This is a genomic window from Microcoleus sp. Pol11C2 (assembly GCF_036701505.1).
Taxonomy (GTDB): domain Bacteria; phylum Cyanobacteriota; class Cyanobacteriia; order Cyanobacteriales; family Microcoleaceae; genus Microcoleus.
This window is the reverse complement of sequence record NZ_JAUBQX010000025.1, coordinates 1-19,397: the sequence shown is the minus strand read 5'-3', so window position 1 is coordinate 19,397 and position 19,397 is coordinate 1. Positions and strand designations below refer to the sequence as shown.

General features: G+C 45.8%; 15 protein-coding genes, 1 tRNA gene and 1 pseudogene. 7 read left to right on the top strand and 10 right to left on the bottom strand.

The window, feature by feature from the left end:
- Positions 1 to 54: 54 nt before the first annotated feature.
- The 8 genes from QUA42_RS15875 to QUA42_RS15840 form a co-directional block, all read right to left on the bottom strand.
- Complete coding sequence (locus QUA42_RS15875) at positions 55 to 4,104, bottom strand: hypothetical protein (RefSeq protein ID WP_333138109.1); 4,050 nt, start codon at positions 4,102 to 4,104, stop codon at positions 55 to 57.
- 192 nt (positions 4,105 to 4,296) lie between these two features.
- Positions 4,297 to 4,854 (bottom strand): redoxin domain-containing protein, encoded by a 558-nt coding sequence (locus tag QUA42_RS15870; RefSeq protein WP_333138108.1) that lies wholly within the window; start codon positions 4,852 to 4,854, stop codon positions 4,297 to 4,299.
- 111 nt (positions 4,855 to 4,965) lie between these two features.
- Positions 4,966 to 5,565: a peroxiredoxin gene (locus QUA42_RS15865; protein ID WP_190663488.1), complete on the bottom strand. Its 600-nt coding sequence runs from the start codon at positions 5,563 to 5,565 to the stop codon at positions 4,966 to 4,968.
- A 121-nt stretch (positions 5,566 to 5,686) separates the two neighbouring features.
- Positions 5,687 to 5,759: transfer RNA gene (locus QUA42_RS15860), tRNA-Met, on the bottom strand.
- A 138-nt stretch (positions 5,760 to 5,897) separates the two neighbouring features.
- The gene (locus QUA42_RS15855) at positions 5,898 to 8,372 is read right to left on the bottom strand and encodes a peptidoglycan DD-metalloendopeptidase family protein (protein ID WP_333138107.1); all 2,475 of its coding nucleotides are present in this window, start codon (positions 8,370 to 8,372) and stop codon (positions 5,898 to 5,900) included.
- A gap of 582 nt (positions 8,373 to 8,954) precedes the next feature.
- A complete protein-coding gene (locus tag QUA42_RS15850) occupies positions 8,955 to 9,416 on the bottom strand; it encodes a tRNA (cytidine(34)-2'-O)-methyltransferase (RefSeq protein WP_333037752.1) in 462 nt (153 codons plus the stop codon).
- Between the two features lie 237 nt (positions 9,417 to 9,653).
- Positions 9,654 to 10,805 (bottom strand): glutamate--cysteine ligase, encoded by a 1,152-nt coding sequence (gene gshA, locus QUA42_RS15845; protein WP_333037750.1) that lies wholly within the window; start codon positions 10,803 to 10,805, stop codon positions 9,654 to 9,656.
- Positions 10,806 to 10,814: 9 nt separating this feature from the next.
- Positions 10,815 to 11,057 (bottom strand): hypothetical protein, encoded by a 243-nt coding sequence (locus QUA42_RS15840; RefSeq protein WP_333138106.1) that lies wholly within the window; start codon positions 11,055 to 11,057, stop codon positions 10,815 to 10,817.
- A 165-nt stretch (positions 11,058 to 11,222) separates the two neighbouring features.
- Between QUA42_RS15840 and QUA42_RS15835 the strand changes: the two genes are divergently transcribed.
- Positions 11,223 to 12,266 (top strand): AI-2E family transporter, encoded by a 1,044-nt coding sequence (locus QUA42_RS15835; RefSeq protein WP_333138105.1) that lies wholly within the window; start codon positions 11,223 to 11,225, stop codon positions 12,264 to 12,266.
- Positions 12,267 to 12,422: 156 nt separating this feature from the next.
- Here QUA42_RS15835 and QUA42_RS15830 read toward each other — a convergent pair whose 3' ends face one another.
- Positions 12,423 to 13,238, bottom strand: coding sequence for a cobyrinic acid a,c-diamide synthase (locus tag QUA42_RS15830; RefSeq protein ID WP_333037746.1), 816 nt, complete (start codon positions 13,236 to 13,238; stop codon positions 12,423 to 12,425).
- A 280-nt stretch (positions 13,239 to 13,518) separates the two neighbouring features.
- Here QUA42_RS15830 and QUA42_RS15825 point away from each other — a divergent pair, with 280 nt between their 5' ends.
- The 5 genes and pseudogenes from QUA42_RS15825 (at position 13,519) to QUA42_RS15810 (ending at position 17,932) form a co-directional block, all read left to right on the top strand.
- On the top strand, positions 13,519 to 13,656 hold the full coding sequence (locus tag QUA42_RS15825) for a hypothetical protein (RefSeq protein WP_333138104.1): 138 nt from the start codon (positions 13,519 to 13,521) through the stop codon (positions 13,654 to 13,656).
- A 90-nt stretch (positions 13,657 to 13,746) separates the two neighbouring features.
- Positions 13,747 to 13,821 (top strand): annotated as a pseudogene (locus QUA42_RS27825) (Mo-dependent nitrogenase C-terminal domain-containing protein); the annotation flags it as partial.
- 408 nt (positions 13,822 to 14,229) lie between these two features.
- A complete protein-coding gene (locus QUA42_RS15820; protein ID WP_333138103.1) occupies positions 14,230 to 15,093 on the top strand; it encodes an Npun_R2479 family HD domain-containing metalloprotein in 864 nt (287 codons plus the stop codon).
- A gap of 266 nt (positions 15,094 to 15,359) precedes the next feature.
- Positions 15,360 to 15,623 (top strand): hypothetical protein, encoded by a 264-nt coding sequence (locus tag QUA42_RS15815; protein WP_333138102.1) that lies wholly within the window; start codon positions 15,360 to 15,362, stop codon positions 15,621 to 15,623.
- Positions 15,624 to 16,006: 383 nt separating this feature from the next.
- Complete coding sequence (locus QUA42_RS15810; protein ID WP_333138101.1) at positions 16,007 to 17,932, top strand: alpha-amylase family glycosyl hydrolase; 1,926 nt, start codon at positions 16,007 to 16,009, stop codon at positions 17,930 to 17,932.
- Positions 17,933 to 18,291: 359 nt separating this feature from the next.
- Here QUA42_RS15810 and QUA42_RS15805 read toward each other — a convergent pair whose 3' ends face one another.
- Entirely contained in the window at positions 18,292 to 18,594 is a 303-nt protein-coding gene (locus tag QUA42_RS15805) for a glycosyltransferase (protein ID WP_445301326.1), read from the bottom strand.
- A 247-nt stretch (positions 18,595 to 18,841) separates the two neighbouring features.
- Here QUA42_RS15805 and QUA42_RS15800 point away from each other — a divergent pair, with 247 nt between their 5' ends.
- A complete protein-coding gene (locus QUA42_RS15800; protein WP_333138100.1) occupies positions 18,842 to 19,153 on the top strand; it encodes a hypothetical protein in 312 nt (103 codons plus the stop codon).
- The last annotated feature ends 244 nt before the right edge of the window (positions 19,154 to 19,397 follow it).

The following is a 19,397-nucleotide window of genomic DNA, read 5'->3' as shown; positions in this document are numbered from 1 at the left end:
AGAAACCGGGTTTTTCATTAAATATCACTAAAAAAAAGCAACTTATCGATGAATCTAATCCCAGGATTGCAATTGCCCAACCCAATGCTGCACAAAAGCAGAAATGCGATCGCGCCTAGTTTCAAAAGTAGCAGCAATCCAGATAAACACAATCCCAAAAGCCAAACCAATCGCCCATTTAATCAGCGGATAATCGAAAATCAGAACCACCAACTGATAGAAAACATTGATTAAAAATACAGCCGTTCCCACAAACAAAAACGCCCGAACTCGCAGCGCCAAACCCGCTGCAATCGCCACTAAACTAAAAGCTCCTGCAACTAAACCGTGGCTTTGCTGAGTCAAAAGAGGCATCCCGCAAATCAGCGCAGTTGCGAGCATTCGCAGAGTGTGGCGCAGCGGTTTTTGTGCTGGTAATTTGAGAGTGCGATCGAACTGAGTAATGTAAAGTAAAGAAAGTCCTAAAGGAGTAACATAAAACTCTGGCTGAGTCAATCCTATTTGCCAGAACCACCGCAGCATTATCCAGTCAATTATCGCCACACTCACATAGGTAAAACGGACTTCCTGCCTTTCCCAAGCCAGGAAAACATAGAAGGTGGCAGCTATCAGCAAGCTAATCGGATAAAACTTAGCCGGACTTTCCAAAATAGTAACTATTGGAATCAGCGAAGCAATTACCTGCCAAGGTTTTTTTGACCAACCCCAGTTGTCCCAAGGCAAAATGTAAATGAAATAGGCTAATAGAGAAGCGAGGGCAACTTTCCAAGGCCCCAGCGGCCCGGAAATATACTTAACTAAAGGCGTATTGATCCAATAAAGCCGGATGCCAAAGGCTTCTAGCCAGCCCAAGTAAATCCAAATTTCTGCCCATTGGCGATCGAGATTATTTCGCCCTTGCAAGAAAGCGTATTGAACTAATAAAGCACCAGTGACTAATCCTAAACTTAGGCCGGACTTAATATCATCGGCAGAAGCCCAAATCAGCAGCAAACTGCTCACAACCCAGTGCAGGTGAGCAAATATTTTTAACTCTGCATGGGTTAAATGTAAATAATTGCTGAGCCAAGGAGATAAAATGCGATAGATATAGGTTAAAGTTGTCCCGAGAGTGGCCAGGACAATTAAGCCGTCGCCAAAAGCTCCTCCCGGTGTTTGAAAAAGTTGATAGAGTAGCGATTCGTAAGCAGCAAGGGACACGCCAATTAATCCTAAATAAACCAACGGTTTGAATTCTGGCTCCCGCCTACCAATGCCGATCGCAATTAAAGACGCCCCCAACACAGTTAAACCAGTCCAATTCGTCAAAGTGTGCGATCGGAAAGTTAAACCCAATACCCCGTAAACCAAAGGTATAATATGAATGCTAGGTAAAATTGTTGGATCGCGGTGGCGGCGCCGCCACACATCACCCAATAATTGAGTAAACAATCCGAGAGCGATATTAGCAACTGCTAAATTAATCGTAGTGCGATCGACAAAACTCAAACCGACTGCTGTCAACAACTCTAAACTCCAAGCCAAGGCATAAATTGCCAGAGGGGAAAGTTGGCGTAAACTTCGGAAAATTATCGCAGCCATTATCACCAAAATAGCAGCCAAAACTTCAGCAGAGGGCGAGGAACTCAAGTTACTGCCTGCGTAGAAGTCAAAGGAATAAAAAGTAATAGTTGTTAACAGCAAGCTTGCCAATAAGATTGCCCACCCATCTAAAGCTCGCTCGTAAATTTCAGCTAATTGAGAAGACTCAGGCAAACGGCTGGAAAAACGAACTATTATGGTGCGAAGCAACCACAGAGACAAAAGTGCGATCGCCCCGGCAATTCCCCAAAGCCAACCAGACACAAAACCTAATTGATCGATCACCGCAGCTACGAAACTCAAGCCAAACCCCACTCCAATTGCAGCCGCTGGTAACTCGACTAAATAGTAAGTATTAACCAACATTAATCCGGCTGCCAAGCCCAAACCAATTAACCGATATCCCGGAAAAATAAAAATTAGAACTTGTGCGAGTATTAAAGCGATCGCACTAAAGGTACTTGCAACTTGTTTGTGAGGACTCTCAGTATATTTAGCAACAGCAGTCAAAGCTAAAGGAGTCGCCAGCCAGAGCAAACTCCACTGAGGGCGATGAGTGGCAGTACCCGCAATCAAATAATTTTGCAACAAGACAAAGCTAAATCCTGCTAATACTAAGCCCAGATACCAGGAACTTTGGAACCATGCAGGAGGCCAGCGGAAAAACGCAGAACTTTCTCGGGAATTAGCCGCTTTCATCCAGACAAAAAATCCCCATTCAGCCGTCATAAAAATTAATAATATTGCCGACCAAATATTTGGTAGCTGGTTGGGAAAAAATAAGTCAATTGCCGAAGCGATCGCGCCTAAACCAATAATGTGAGTTATGGCAACCAAAATTGCCGGATTTCCCGGTTGTTCAACAGCAGAAGCAGGTCTCGAAACTCGCCGGTAATTATCGGGAATTACGTATTTCCAAGTTATCCAACCTAAAATTAAAGTAGATACCAATAAATTGAGCGCTCGCCAAAACGGATTGACAAAACTAATAATAGTTAAAGCACTCCCCAAACCGAAAGCCAGGTTTTCGCCAAAACTGGCAAGTTGAAACTTTCGCTTGCGGTAGAGCCACTGCGCTGCACTTACCATTAAAATTAAATAAGGCAACAGCAGAACACCCCAAAAAGCCCAAGGAGTTTCCTGAGAGTTTGTAAGCTGAGTTAAAAAGGCTACAACTTGTGTTTTAATCCCTAAAGGAAGCACTCGCCAAAACAGCCAAATACTCTGAAGTCCCACCGCCTCAAGCATTAGCAAATCAAACTCTTGCCCAAACCGCACTAAACGTTTATAAAAAAACCAAACAGCCAAGCAGCTAACTGCGATCGCCTGTAGCGGAATGTCGCGAAAACAAACCAGGTACCCCAAACCTAACAAACCCATTCCCGCTAATTGCCATTTAAAAAAATTGCTGGGATTTGGCTGGTCGGATATATTGTTTTCAATAGTCCCAGATGCGAGGGGGTGCTGCCAATCCAGCCATGCTAAAAGCACGCCACAAATCGCCAAAGCTAAACCCATTTCAGCGATATTTACATCCTTGACAAATATCGCTCGACCCAGTAAAATTCCTAACGAATAAGCTACTAAAGCCGCTTTTTTGTAAGTCAGAAAATCTCTGCTCAAACTGAAAGCAGGGGGGAATGTTTCAGTATTTCCCCCACGTTGGATAGATTGCAATCGTTGTTGCTGAACTTGATAAACTGTAGTAGCAGCAGTACCCACTGTACCTACATAAACCGCAGTAAGGGAAAAGCCGGCCAATGCCCACCCCCAGTGCAAATAACTCAATCCCAAGTGATTTAGGGCGATCGAGCGAGTGATGTTTTTTCCTGAAAAGCTTTGATATTGATCTTTTATAATCCGGGCAGTTATCCAAGTCAAAATAAGTGCTGCTGCGATTGCTACCGCCCAATCCCAAGGATACCGCCACAATCCAAAAGTATCCATTGCCCAAAAATTGATCGGCACTAGCAACAGCGTCACTTCTTGCAAAGTTTGAGCAGTCAAGTGCAAATTCTGCTGTCTGTTTGCCCAACTGCTAATTGCCCAAAAGGTTAAAGTATAAGCTAACAAAACTCCATATTGTCCGGCGGCCGGAAATCTTTCCCACTGACTGGCAGCTAAGACTCCAGAGGAGACAACTACCATGAACACTCCTAAAAACAACAGCCACACCACGCTAATTTCGGCCATTAGCGAGTGCAAAATTTGAGCGATAAAATTAGGGGTTTGAGTAGTTTCTGTGGGCCTAGCAACGCTTTCCCTGCTGCTAGGTACTGCTTTTTGCGTTGATAAGGCAGGTACTTTTGGCTCGGCAATAGGATCTCGCGGGCCCTCAATTTCAGAAATATCTACAGCGGGCTCGGGAAGCGGGCAGACTAAATACTGCCGGCACAATTCCTCAACCTCAGCGGGCGAAAGTAAACCTAGCCGCAGCCACGCATCTAAACCTCTCAACAACTCAGGATGCGACGCTAAGACGCTCAATTCAATTTTGCTCGATCGACCTTTGGGAGACGACATTGGCTTAAACTTGTACTAAGTACCTTCAAGCTATAGCCTAGATTAATGTCGAGCCAACATGGCAACATTCCGCCATTGAAATTGGCACAATAAGTATTTATTACTAAAGAGGGGTCGCAGCCAGTGTCAACCTGCGAAAAAATCCCGCTGATGAGCCTAAACCAGCGTACATCAGCGGTGAAAAACTCCAAATTAGGACACAGCAGCGGTTTCCTTACCGACATATTTCAGCAAAGTGTCCACACTAGCATTGTGGTCTATGAAAGAAAACAAATGTTTGAAGAGGAGTTTTCCATCTGCACCCAAAACAAACTGAGCCGGCAAAGGAGCACCTAAAGCCTGACCGACTTGATAAGCCCGAAATACTTTACAGCCTGGATCAGAAAGCAGAGGCATTTTCAAGCCTAAATCTCTAACCACAATTTGGCTTTGGCGATCGTTGGTACTGGCAACCATCAATAATTCTATATTGCGATCGGCAAATTTTTCCCAGTTTTCATTCAAAGCTTTAATGTGAGGAAAACAGAAAGGGCAATATTGCTTTTCAGTAAAAATTCGCGTAAAAGCCAGAACTACCGGCTTATCGCCCCGATAATTCGACAGCCGCACCAATTTGCCATTATTAATATCCGGCAATTCAAAGTCTGGCGTCATCTGTCCCAGCTTCAGAACATTACTAGCCGGAACAGGCAATAAATTTTGGAAAAACCGCTCATTTAACAAGCCGCTAAAATTAGTAGAAGTCAGCATATTTCCTAATTGGGTAATTGCTAATTGCTAATTGGTAATTAAAAATCCGCTTAAATAATGCCTCTGCGGGTACGGACACGGCAGCGCCGTGTCCGTACAAATATAATGTGCTTAAACCGCAGCAAAGAATACCTTAGACTTGACTGGATCGGGAGTCATAGTCTTGTCACCGGGCTGCCAGCCGGCGGGACAAACTTCATCGGGGTGAGACTGGACGTGTTGGATAGCTTGCAGAGTACGGAGAGTTTCATCCACGTTGCGGCCGAACGCAAGATTGTTAATAGTAGAGTGTTGGATGATGCCTTCTTTGTCGATGATGAACAGACCTCTGAGGGCAACGCCTGCTTCTGGGTCGAGGACGTTGTAGTCAGAACTAATTGTTTTTTTGAGGTCAGCAACTAAGGGATAGTTGAGGTCGCCGACACCGCCTGATTTGCGGTCTGTTTGTATCCAAGCGAGGTGAGAGAATTCGCTGTCAACGGATACGCCGAGGATTTCGGTATCGATTTTCTTGAAGTCCTCGAAGCGATCGCTAAATGCTGTAATCTCAGTCGGGCACACAAAGGTGAAGTCCAAGGGGTAGAAGAACAGGACTACATACTTTTTGCCTTTATAGTCTGACAGTTTAACTGTCTTGAATTCCTGATCCACTACGGCTGTTGCTGCGAAATCGGGTGCAGCTTGACCAACCCGGAGGCATTCACTGGTCATAGATTTTGTTTCCTTTTTTACGAACTGTTACAAATATATCATACTCATAACGACTACAAGTATCTTCTCGATCAAAAAAAACGCTCTCAAATTTGAGAGCGCAGTTTTTTTGATTAAATAATGGCTCAGGCGGGATTTGAACCTGCGACCTTGGGCTTATGAGTCCCCTGCGCTAACCACTGCGCCACTGAGCCAAATCTACTTCACGATTTACTATCGTAGCACGGTAGGGCTAGCTATGTCTTGTTTTAAAACAACAGTATTTCTAATAAGTGACAGTAAAAGTTATGAGTTTTGGTAATCATTCAAAACCCATAACTTCCGACCAGTCGTTACCGAGAAGCGCTGGACGCATCGTCGGGCAGTAAAGCCATGGGGTTGATAGCACCCTGTCCGGCGGGATGAATTTCAAAGTGCAAGTGCGGCCCGGTACTGAAGCCAGTGCTGCCCATTTCTGAAATCTGTTCCCCTTGAGCGACTCTCTGACCCTTTTGCACCAAAATTCTGCTGTTGTGGGCATAGACAGTCTCAGTGCCGTCAGGATGGGTAATTTCCACCAGATACCCGTAGCCGCCGTCGTTCCACTGAGCATAGGTAACCACCCCGTCTGATGCTGCCACAATTGGCGTGCCGATCGGCCCTGCAATATCAATTCCTTTGTGCATCCGTCCCCACCGCCAGCCGTAGCCAGAAGTAAGAACGCCCTTAGACGGCCAAATAAACCCCTTAGCCGACTGTTGTTTGCCGTTAGGCAGATAGGTATCTGGGCTAGAAAGCGGAGGCAGTTCTGGAGAAACCATGCGTCCCAAAGACGGGTTGCTTAGGGGATCGTAACCGTCGGCTCCCAAAGGAGCAGTTGCGACCACAGGCTGCTGCCCAGCAGAGGTCGGCGTCAGGTTGATCGGTTGCAGTTCCGCTGCGCGAGCGGGGTCTAAACGCTCTTGCTGCTGCTTCTGAACCTGTTCAGACCACGCTCTCGATGGCGGTCTGCTGATTTCATTCTGCACCGCCTCAGTATAGTCGGGGGTGTAAAGATATGGATTGACACTTGGCATATCCTCAGACGGGTTGACCGAGGACCCGTCATTTGGAGCCAGGGACACCGCATTGGGGCCGATCGAATTGCGCGAGGCACGATATTCCTCTCGCAGCCGGACAACTTCTGCCCTCAATCGTTCGGAATAAGGGTTGAGAGCTTCTGCGGTAGGGAGAGCCTCCGAATTCGACTCTGGTAAAGCGCTAGTCGGATCGGCATTTGAACCCTGAGCGCTAGTATTTGCCACGAAGCTGAGCGGCTGCGGGTATTCTCCCGTAGCGATGGCGGTAGCAGTTGCACTGGCTGGCCCAGGCAGGGCAGTGGTGTCAACTGCACCTGTAAATGTTGGTTCGCCTTGAAGAGCCAGCTTCCCTGGATCGCGAATCGTTTGGGAAACTTGAGTGAGCGGAATGCTGTTAATTTGGGGAACCATCGGCGCTGAAATATTGTTCAGACCTTCCAGGTTCTCCAGGGGAGATACAACAGGCACTTTGGGCGCGGGTGCTGCAACGCCAGCACCGGCTATTTCCGAGGTAGACGAGCTGGGGTTCAAAGATGCGGGAACCGAACTCGCTGCCCAGACAGATGTAGAGTTGGAGGCAGAATAAGATGCTGCCACCTCCACCCCTGGATTTTTAAATCCAACTTGGGGAATTTTGAGCCGTTGATTGACATTCAGCAAGTTGGGGTTGCCGAGCTTGTTGACGGAGATCAGATCTTTGGGCGATACGCCGTGACCTTTGGCGATCGCATCTACCGTATCTCCCGGACGCACGCTGTAGAGAACCTCAGCCGGCGCGGCGGTACTTCCCGCAGGGGGGACTAGCACAGCCGAGGGCAAACTGGGTGTTGCCAAAGACTGTTCAATTGACTCGAATGCTTGATCTGGCGATGCTGCTTTACCTCCCCCAGAATTGGGAATTACAGGTGTGGCATCGAGGTCAGGAATAGTTGTCCCAGTTGCATATCCGGGGGAGGTCAGCGTCGTTGCTGACTCGGGCAAAAATGCCGCAGGTGTAGATAAATTTGCTCCCCCCTCCGACCCGAACATAGTTCGACCCGATTCTGTGGTGCGGTTTTCCTGTTTTTTCAAACTGTCGATCGCCCCGTCTGCATTCGGGATCTCGATCGAACTTTGTTCCGGTACCGTCGTAACCAGCGGGGTCGCTGCGGTTGATGGCAGCGCTGTCATGGCTGCACTATCCAATGGCTCGGAGCCAGTCAGATTTAACTCTTGTTCGGGATTGACCGTCGCTGCGCGCTCTAGCGAAGCCGATGTGCTATAGCCGGCGTTCTGTTGTGGTGTGGCTTCCGTCGCAGTCGGAATTCTGAGCTGTTGGCCAACTTGGAGTATGGTATCGGGTTGGATGTCGTTGGCAGTTGCTAATACCAACGGTTCAACTTCATAATCCCGAGAAAGCTCCCAAAGGCTTTGCCCCTCCTGCACCTTAACCGTCGCCGGCTCAGAAGGTGCTCCGGGCTGTTGGGCCTTGGAACCGTCAACTTGTGCGGACGTAGCGGACCCGTTGGCCGATACTGGCTGTACTTCAGCGGTGGATTCTGATGTCGGTGCGAGTTCAGACGCGCGAGCGCTGTCTCCATTTCTCGGTAGCAGGATGCCAGAAGCACCTACCGATATTGCCAGCCCGATTGTGGCGAGAGAGCGAACTCTGCCTGTGCTGAGCGTTGTCTGTTTGGATGGTTCCGCAGAACCGTCTCTGTCGATTTCACTAGCCTGAACAGGCTTAATTTGGGGATATGTTCGTTTCAAAAAAACGACCTCCTACTGAGAAGCGCTAACTGTCCTTGGAAACACTCAAGGGGATCGCATGACGCTGAGTTTAAATCAACAAGCAAAAATATTCTGATTGTTGACAGCTATCATGCTTAGGCCAGATTACCTTGCTTTTTTAATTTAGACAAGCTCAAACCGTCATAAATTTTAAAATTATCGGTCAAACCTGCTGCAATTAACCCCACAAGCCTTACACCGCAATAGCTGGAACGAATACATAAAATATTCGTTCCGGTAAGGCTCTGAACTCTCACCTATTATCAGACTTTAGGCTAATTTCCGGACAACCTACAACCGTATATTTACTAGATATAGTGTTCAGACCCAAGCTGGTACTCGCTCACGCCCTAAATCGCTAAAATCCTCTGTTTTTGTTGCTGAATCATCTTGGGAGTAATTTGGTGTTGCTGATAACAATCTGTTTTTGAATGAATAAAATATATTAATGTCTGCTATCTAGATTTTCACCCCTTTGATACAAATTTCTTATACTTAAATGGAGATTTGGCACCCTCCGGCAGCTATTAAATATCTATATATTTATGTGTTGATAATGATTTATCCCAGCTCTCCCAACTGTCGTTTAGCCTCAAATAAACCCACAGTGGCGCTGACGGAGAGGTTCAAACTCCTGACTCCAGGCTGGCTCATCGGAATAAAAAGTGTGGCGTCGCAGGCATCCAAGACGAATTGGGGAATGCCTACAGTTTCCGAGCCAAACATCAGCCAGTCGTTGGGCTGAAATTGGAATTGCGCGTAATTGCATCGCCCGCCAGTGCTGAATCCGATCGATCGTCCCCCGCGCTGCTCCCGATAGGCCTGAAAAGCCGCTAAGTCTTCGTGGCAGTGGAGGTTGACATAGGGCCAGTAATCTAAGCCTGCCCGTTTCAGGTAGCGATCGCTAATTTCAAACCCCAGCGGGCCCACTAAATGCAGTTCTGTGCCTGTGGCAGCGCAAGTGCGGGCGATATTGCCAGTATTTGGGGGGATTTGCGGGTGAATCAAGACAAGTTGGGGCATGAAGCTAATTAAAAGCGAACAATACAACTATTGAGAAATTTTAAAAACCACCCACAGGTAGATATACCTTATAGCTTTTATTTATAACCTTTGTCGAACTCCATTGATTAAATATTCTGATTTGTTTTTGGGAGTCGCTCTGCAACTTTTGACCGGGAGGTGCGGGCTATCTGTATTGGCTGAGTACGCATAGCCAGGGGGCTAGTGAAAGCCCCCGTTATAATAACGGCGGGTACTTCAGGCAACTAACTGGGCGCACAAGTTGTCTTCTAGCTCCCATTCTTGGTGAGCCATCCCCTGAATCCCTTGCAGAATAATACTGCGGGTGTCCGAACCGCCCTCGTGTAGCTTCAACCACTGCTGGGCCGTGTTGCCTTCCCGGAGAATCTTTTTGAGTGGCGAGAGAAAGCAACTAAAGCCGCGTTTTTTGGCTATAGGCCACACTTCGCGGTAAATTTCCTCAATCCAATCTCGTGCCAGAATAGTCCTGCCGTCTTGCCAGTGGGTTAGTGGAGCATCCAAACTTTGCCGGGATGCAGCAATTTCGTTGGCGTCTGTGAGAGCAACTAAGTCTTGGTTGCGGGTGGCCGCAGGTAAGGTGCTGAGTTCTAAGGGGTCTAAGCTGGGGTCTTCCATCATCTGCCAAATGCGAGCTTCTAGTAAGGCAGTGATGGCCAACAAAGCCAGAGGATTGACTTCGAGGTCGCAAATTCTAAGTTCGAGGCGGTTGAGACAGTAGGGGCGACGATCGCCATTGGGCCGCACGGCAGACCACAAATGGCGGACATTTTGCATGGTGCCGAGTTCTAGCTGTTCTTCAGTCCACTGAATGTAATGCTTGTGACTTTCAAACAGGGGGACGATGGCGGGAGTTTTGGGAAACAAACCCCACCGAGTGGAATGATAGCCCGTGACTTCGCCGTCGAGGAAGGGGGAAGAGGCGCTCAAGGCAAGGTATAGCGGTGCTTCGACGCGGGCGAGGCGGATGGCCCGCATCAGCATTTCTGGTTGGGAGATGCCGATGTTGATGTGAATGCTGGCGGTGACGACTTTGGTGCCGTAGGTTTGCTCGATGTAGGTGTGGTAGGGGTTGTTGGGATCGGATCTGTAAAATCGATCGCTCCCTCCTAGAGACAAGGTACTTCCCGGCAGCAAGGTATAGTCGCCCAATTGTTTTAAATACTCGCGCAACCGGACTCGCGGCTTGACTAAGGCGCACAACAGGCGATCGTAGCTGCACAGCGGGGCGGTCGTGTACTCCACATTACGGCTATCAGGCTCCCGGACAAATCCCTCTAGATCGGCAACTATGCGATCGGAGAGACCGACAACCTCACCTTCGGGAGTACCGGTATACATTTCTACTTCAAAGCCTTTTGATAGCAGCACGTTTGTTCCTCAGCTAAGTTGAGTGCTAGTTTCAAGTATCCCAAAAATTGACCTGTTCATACTATCTTCCACGAGGCAGAGTTGAAATTTTTCGCGACTGGCACTGAAACCCGGTTTTTCGGCGCCGGCAACTTTGAGCGTTTGTGTGTTAGTTGCGATCGGGCTGCCGCGACAAATACTGCCATCACAACGAGTTTCCGAGGCGGTTTTCAAGTCAAAAAGGCTGTTTGTTTGATCGCGGGCGTGTTTCATTGGGCATTCGTGACGATCGAACTTATGGTGAATAGAACCCACTCCTGCCTCAGTTCGTCATCTGTTTTCTGCCTTGAGGGGGATAGCCGCAGATATATCTTGGGTGCGATTCTAAAAGATCACTCTGCAATAGTTTTGAGCTATTATTAACCCCTAAAAATCCCTGTGAAAGAGCAAGAAAGAACCCCTCCCAATTTTTGGAATATGCTAAGCAATTTAGCCTTAGTCCGGTTTTTGCTTTTATTTGCTTCTGGTTGGGCTGGACTGCAACTTTTAGCTTACTTTGAAACTGCCGTCGCGGTTTTCACCATTGCTGCACTCGTGGCTTTTTTGCTCAACTATCCGGTGCGAACTCTCCAAAGATTTTTACCGAGAAGTTTAGCTGTCGCCTTCGTTGTCCTGCTCACCATTTTAGTTTTTGGCGGTCTCACCGTCACCGTAGGCGTCACTCTTTTATCTCAAGGACAGCAATTAATTGACAGCATGACTGAATTTTTGAATGCTCTGGCGCCTCTGTCCGAGCGCATCGAAGCATTTCTGCGGGCGAGAAACCTGCAAGTTAACCTGCGAGTTATTGAGGAACAACTGCGAAATCAAGCTTTGGCGGGAGTTGTATCGAGTATTGCTTTTTTACAAGTATTTTTAACCAATTTATTGAATTTAATATTAATTTTGGTGGTGGCTTCTTTCATGTTACTTGATGGAGAGAGGCTGTGGGTGTTAGTTCTCAAATTTATACCTCGACACCTGCACAGGCGTTTAAGCGTAACAATAGAGAAAAACTTTTTAGGATTTTTTCAGGCACAAATCCTATTAATGTTATTTTTGACAACAGCAAGTTTTTTAATTTTTCTGCTGTTAGATGTGAAATTTCCCTTGATTTTAGCCTTTATTATCGGATTGTTTGATTTAGTTCCAGGGATCGGAGCGACGCTGGGAATTAGCTTAGTTTGTTTTATTGTATTGTCTCAAAATGTGTGGCTATCTTTAAAAGTATTGGCAGCTTGCATTGTTTTGCAGCAAATTCAAGACAACTTTATTCATCCCAGACTGATGCAAAATTCCCTTAACCTCAATCCGGTAGTGGTATTTTTTGCACTGTTAGTCGGGGCAAGATCAGCAGGACTTTTAGGTATATTTCTGGCGATTCCGCTAGCGGGAGTGATAGTTAGCTGGTTTGACATTGAAGAAATGCAAGCGGAGGGTTAATTGATACAGCCATCCTATTTGGTATCAAATCTTACTGAAAAATTCAGTTTTAACCGGCAGACTAGAAGTCCCATGCTTCAAAAACTCTCCTGTACCCAAAGCTCAACTAAAAATAAAGAGAAAAAAGTAACTTAGGATACACCTTACTGCGTCAAGTCAATGAATAAATTGCAAGTCAGTAGGAAATCTTTCTTCTTCTGGTTCTGGATCATAAATGTAATCGCAGTCAAAACGCAGAGCTTGAGAGTGGCGACTGATTGAAAATCCGCAATTACTCACCATTTCTGTAGTAAAAGTTGCCATAACTAACTCAATTAGCCTTCTGTAGGAAATGTTAGGTAGTTGAACGTAATAGGTGCGTCTGGCAAAAAAGATTCTCTCATCTTTCGGGAGAATTATGCCATTAATTCTGTGTGCGTGTTGAATCGGCTTGATATAGGTTTCAATAAACTGCGACTGATTTTTTTGCAGTCTCGCTAATCTTTCGTGTTGCAACCAGCTCATTTGAAACACAATTTTAATAAATTCAAAGCCCAAAATGTAGTTAAAAACATTATTACGTTCTTCTGTACTCAAGACGAAGCGGAGTGCAGATTCTAAATATTGGTCAGTTTCTCGGCGCGATTGTTGAGCTGAGTGGATATAAAATTGTTTGATGTAGCTTCTTAAATCTGATTCGTTTAATTGTTTTTTGACCCGAAATCTGATTAAATACTCTTTGACTCGGTGTAGAGTATCTACATCTTCAAACATTTTTGAGACTAAACCGTCGGCTGTATAATTATCTAAAAATTCTGCTTGCAAGTCGGGAGTAGATGCACACAATATGTAGCAGAGGGACAAAACATAGCGCCGTTGGTTCCAAGGCAAGCTTTGGGCCCATTCTTTAACTTCTACAGGGAGTTTTTGCAGCACGGTATCTGTGTGGGGGAGTTGAGCAAGGTCGGCATATTTATGTTTTTGTTTAATCATTGCCTGAAACCTTATATTAGTAAGTATACAGAGTAGTAGATCGCAGAGGATGGGAGAGGGGATCTGCGAGGGAGGGCTGCACTTATTCTGTCTTATTTTCTTGCCATCTATCTAAATATACATTCTGGATGCAACAGAGAGCGTGATCTGTCTCACACTTTAGCGAGTTTTAAATCACAAATGCTAGCTCTTCGCATCACATTTTGCTACTGTGAGTGTCACCCATAAAACTTATTCATGTCACCGGAGTAACAGTGGGTTTGGTTGAGGATTAAGTCGAGTGACTCATAAGTTTTTGTTAGTAATTATTACTGAGATGAATCATGAACTTGACTACAAGTATTTTCCCGAAAAATTAGTGCCAAAACTTAACTTTTTGCGATCGCCTCTTGCAACAAGTGCCACAGTGGCTCGATAGCATTTCAGTGGGAGAGCCACCAGTAACTCAGTGGTGTGCCAACTTATACTCGCCCGGTGTTCTTGTGAGAGAGATATCTAGTTATGGGGACACCATTTTTTCCACATACTGCCTATGTGCAAGCTTAATCCTGTGTATGAGGAATTAATGGGGTTAAGCTGTTGATCTCTCTCGTTTTGGGGTGGGGTCAGCCAGAACAGATACAAGTTTCCGATAAGAGTAGTGAGCAACCCAAAGTTTTAGATCCTAGTTCCAACTCCCAGATGTATCTGTGGAGTAAATCTAACATCTAAAATCGACTGAGGTATGCGGCGAAGATGTAACCCTCTACTGCTGATTGAGGGGTGTCGTACCTCGATCACCCATTGATATCAATTATTTATGGGATCTGTCGCTCTGGTAGTTGCGAGAGCCCTAATTTAAGCCATAATTGTTGATAATATCAATGGATGCCTGTCGATAGGAGTGGGTATCCATCGTGGCGCTTAAGCCAAAAATAACATCAAGCGGTAGCAGCAAAAACAATAACTATAAAAATAATTTAATAATCTAGGTGGGATCAGGGAACTGAATATGTTTAACGCAACTGAACTGCTGATTAAGGCTTTTGTCAATCGCCTGATTGAGGGCTACCGCCACACTTATGGCGGGTTTAAATCTGACTATGGCGAGATTATTGCTTGGGTGGCGAGTATGGCTTTAGAAAATATTGCTAATAGCGATGCTCTTTACCATAATGTCGAACACACTATTTTAGTAACCTTGGTGGGACAAGCAATTTTGGGTGGGAAGCACATCCGCGAAGGGGGTGTTTCCTGCGAAGATTGGCTGCACTTCCACATTGCTTTGCTATGTCACGATATCGGATATGTTAAAGGTGTCTGCCGACAAGATAGAACAGATTTGGGACTGTATGCAACGGGAATAGGCGACCTGAAATTAACGCTGCCTCCGGGGGCGACGGATGCTAGTTTGATGCATTATCATGTCGATCGCGGAAAAATGTTTATTGACGAGCGTTTTGGCGGTCATAAATTGATTGATGCTGAGCTGGTTAAGCATAATATTGAGCTGACTCGTTTCCCGGTTCCGACCGACGAAGATTATCAAGATACGGTAAATTATCCGGGTTTAGTTCGCGCTGCGGATTTAATTGGTCAGTTGAGCGATCCGCGATATTTGCAAAAGATTGCTGCGTTGTTTTACGAGTTTGAGGAAACTGGGCAGAATCTGATTTTGGGCTATCAGAATCCGGGGGAGTTGCGGGATGGTTATCCGAAGTTTTATTGGAATGTGGTTCATCGGTATGTGAAGGATGCGATCGGCTATTTGGAACTGACGCAGCAGGGGAAACAAGTTGTTGCTAATTTGAGCGCGAATGTGTTCCGGGTGGAGCATTCTCAGGTTCCAGAGTCTGCGGTGGCTGTAGTTAGCTAGGGTTGGGGTAAATGTAGGGCGATCGCTCTTTTCAACTGATTCGCGGTCAAGGTTACTTTAAGTTAAAATCTCTAATTGCTTTGACAATTACTGATTTTGAAATGTTTAACAATTACCAAGAAGTAATTTCTCATTTTGTGTTCAAGAAGAAAAACAGTTTATTTGATTAACTCGCCCCATAGAGTGAACTGATATTTATCGAATTGCCCAAATAAAATACACAATTGGATGAGTTATAAAATTTGACTGATAAGTGGATTTATTTTATGAAAAATGCTCCCAGCTTGGAAATAGTGCCGTCAACAATGGAAACAGTATCGGAAATACAGCAAGCCTTTGCGATTGCCCATGAAACTAATTTGAATCCAGAGGAGTTGGCATATTTAGAAGAACACGAAATGTTTATTCTCGATCAGCAGCGTGTCTTGCTCAAGGGAATTGAAAAACGCATCGCACAAGGCAGAGAACAAGGCATCCCAGGAGGCAGAGAAGAAGGACTCGCGCTAGGAATGAGAGAAAAGGCTCTATAAATTGCTAGGCAACTTCTCAATGTCCTTGACAATCAAACGATTAGTCAAACTACTGGTTTGAGCGTTGAAGATATCCAAAACTTGCGGGAGGAAGAGAAGGAAGGGAAAAAGTGCGATCACACAATGAGTGCACCTTTTCTCGTTACCAGGCTCAGCCTGGTAGCACTGGTTTTTGAGGCTCTGCCTCTGTGATTGATAATTACGCTAAATATTAACTCTCATCCACCTAATACTCAAGGATGAGCCTGCCCTCTCTCTAAAGGAAGATTTCATTAAACGAGTAAATTCCGTATGATGCTCTAAAAGTCAGTTAGAGGGGAAAGCTATCTCCGACTGTAGCTCCGAATAACTGACCAATCTTACAATATAAAAAAATACATCTCATGACATCAGTCACTCCCAATCAAACTTCCTCTCAATACGAAGTTAGCGAACCAGAAGAAAAAATTGACTCTCTGGTAGAAGAAGTTAAGTCAGAAAGCGAACTCGATTTAGAATTCCTATACACCAGAGACATTGAATTCCGACAAGAAACAATTTATTTCATTGTAGTCGATCGCTTTTACGACGGCGACCCCGCAAATAACGAAGGCCCCAACCCAGAACTTTACGATCCAGAAGGCAAAGATTGGGGCAAATATTGGGGCGGCGACTTGCAGGGAGTTATCGACAAACTCGATTACTTAAAAGATATGGGAGTTACCGCAGTTTGGCTGACTCCACTGTTCGAGCAAGTTGAAGCATTATTTGTCGAACAAGCTGCAATTCACGGCTACTGGACTAAAGATTTTAAGCGACTAAATCCCCGCTTCATTGCCACAGGCGACAATCCTTCTATCAACCAAACACAAGAAACTAAAGATACCGTATTTGACAAATTAGTATACGAGTTGCACCAGCGAAATATGAAACTCGTGCTCGATATTGTCTGCAATCACAGCAATCCAGATTTTAGTGGTAAAAAAGGGGAACTTTACGACGACGGCGTAAAAATAGCTGACTTTAACGACGATGAAGATGACTGGTATCACCACTACGGCGAAGTCACAAACTGGGAAGATGAATGGCAAGTCCAAAACTGCGAACTCTCGGGTTTAGCAACTTTCAACGAAAACAATATTGCATACCGCAATTACATTAAGTCAGCAATTAAACAATGGCTGGACAGAGGCGTTGATGCTTTGCGGGTTGATACAGTCAAGCATATGCCTATTTGGTTTTGGCAGGAATTTAATGCTGACATTTTAACACACAGACCTGATGTTTTCATTTTTGGCGAATGGATTTACAGCGACCCTAGAAACGATCGTTCTGTGGAATTTGTCAACGAGTCGGGGATGACTATTTTAGATTTTGGTCTGTGCGTGGCAATTCGAGAAGTATTGGGAAAGGGTGCGGAGGCGGGATTTAAGTTAGTCCAAGATGTCCTGAATTTGGATCACCGCTACTACGGGGCGACGGAGTTGATTACTTTTATTGACAACCACGATATGCCGAGGTTTCAGTCGTTGAATCCCGATCCAGAAATGCTGCGGTTGGCGATAGGTTTAATTATGACGACTCGCGGCATTCCCTGCATTTATTACGGCACCGAACAGTATCTTCACGATGATACCGAAGGGGGAAACGACCCCTACAACCGCCCGATGATGGAAAAGTGGGATACTGATTCGCCGATTTATCGAGATGTGCGGTTGCTGTCGGGATTGCGGCGGCTGAATCCAGCTATTTCGATGGGGAGTCAGTGGCAAAAATATCTAACTCCTGATGTTTATTGTTACGTGCGCCGCTATCGCGATTCCGTAGTGTTTGTAGCGATGAACCGTGGCAATTCTGTCACACTTAAAGAGGTGGATACTGAGCTGCCTGATGGAGAGCATACGGAGGTTTTATCCCGCCGTAAGTTTGAAGTTAAAGATGGAATGCTGTACAACTTAGAGTTGGGTTCGCGGGAAGTAATGATTTTTAGCCGCGTCGGAGAGCGAGTTAAGGCGAAAACTATTGTGCGGGCGCAGCTTAACAGCGTTAGAACTCAGCCTGGGGAAAGAATTGTGGTGATTGGAGATTGTCCTGAATTGGGGAATTGGGATATTAGTAAGGGCTACCCCTTAGAGTATATCAATACTAATACTTGGTTTGGGGAAATTCCTTTTAATGAAAGTGCGGGGAAGTTGATTTCTTATAAGTATGCGCTGCTACGGGAAGGACTGTCGCCGCTGCGAGAAAATCTGGTTTGTCGCCGCTGGGTTTTAGTTTCGGAAGGGACTGTGAAATGGCGGGATAAGTGGGCGAGTGGACGGGAGTCTTAATAGTTTTGATGTCGGAGTTTTGAGTGAAACCTTTTTAGACACAGAAACCGGGTTTGATGAACGAAAATACTTCCTTAAGCCTTTCGATTATCTTTGTCAAACCCGGTTTATTTACTAGGTAAGTAACTGCTGTGAGATTTAATTAGGAACTGCAACTCATAATTCATGATTTTTTAAATATGACTTAGGTAATAAAGAGTTGGGTTTTTTATCTGTATCAGTAAGGTGTGCATTGTGCATCCTGCGGACGTGGTTTATGGTGCGCCGAGGGGCACCCTACAGTTTTATTAAAGCGATCGCAACTTCTGGGCTAAAACATCGACATAACGTTCGCTGCTGTGCTGGTTCACAACCATTTCTTAGCCCCGCTGCGCTTGAGATTCAGCTTCTTGAGGATTTTTTAGCAAATTGACGATCGCCTCGCGCAAACCTGCTGCATCTCCCACATCTACCACTTTGGCAATATCCACCGCTAAATAATCGATTATACCTTGAGTCCGAGTAATGGCGACCGGTCGCTTGCAGGCCATGGCTTCCACCAAACCCTGCACTCCTGCAGCATATTTATTGTCCACTAAACAAACTGCAACTACGTCTGCATCGCGGTAAAGCTGCACTAAATCCAGCCATTCGTAGAATTGGCGGGAAATATTTTCTGGCATAGTATCGGGGAAAGCTTTCGATAAAGCCTTGGTATCTTTAGAAAAACCGCTAATTTTTACGTCAACATCTAAGTCAGCATTTGCTGCTGTTAAGAGTCGGTAGTCGCACTTTTATAATGCGACGCTAACAATTGTTTGCCGCTTTTTCAGAAACGGAACGCGGTGTGAGAAATTGGGTGTCTGTCTGTTCTAGAAGCACTAAAATGCGCGATTCAAGTATAGCTCAATAGCTGCGGAGGAAGTTTGTTTGAGGGCGGGGATTGACCATGAATACGTCAATTTTGTCAGCCAAACCGAATCGTTTCAGGGCGAGGCGACCGCGCGACCGATCGACCTTGTGGAAATGTACAAGAATTTTCGGGCGATCGGGCAATTGACCACACACCGCCACCACTGGAATCCCGTCCTCGCCCGTACAAAATATCACGTCGTCGCTGCTGACTTGCTTGGACAATTTGCGCGCGGCGGCCCAATGTTCGGGTTTAGAAGAAATTTTCGATCGCAGCTTGTCACTCGACGATATTGCTTCGCCATCCGGGGCATGAAGGGTGGCATTTAAGCGGCCTCTGAGGGTTCGCAGGACGTGGCGAGGGGATTTGCCGAGTTTTGCATCGCGGTCAATTCCATCTAGGTCAATTATTGCGACCTAATGCCAAATCGTATTTCACACTATTCTGCTTATAATCATCTTGGTGCTGGCACAAATTATCTAACCTCAGAAAATTCTATAGCGAGCGCACATCATTCATAAATCGATCGAGGGTTCGATCGAGCAGTAGTTTCATGAGAATTTTGGCTCAAAA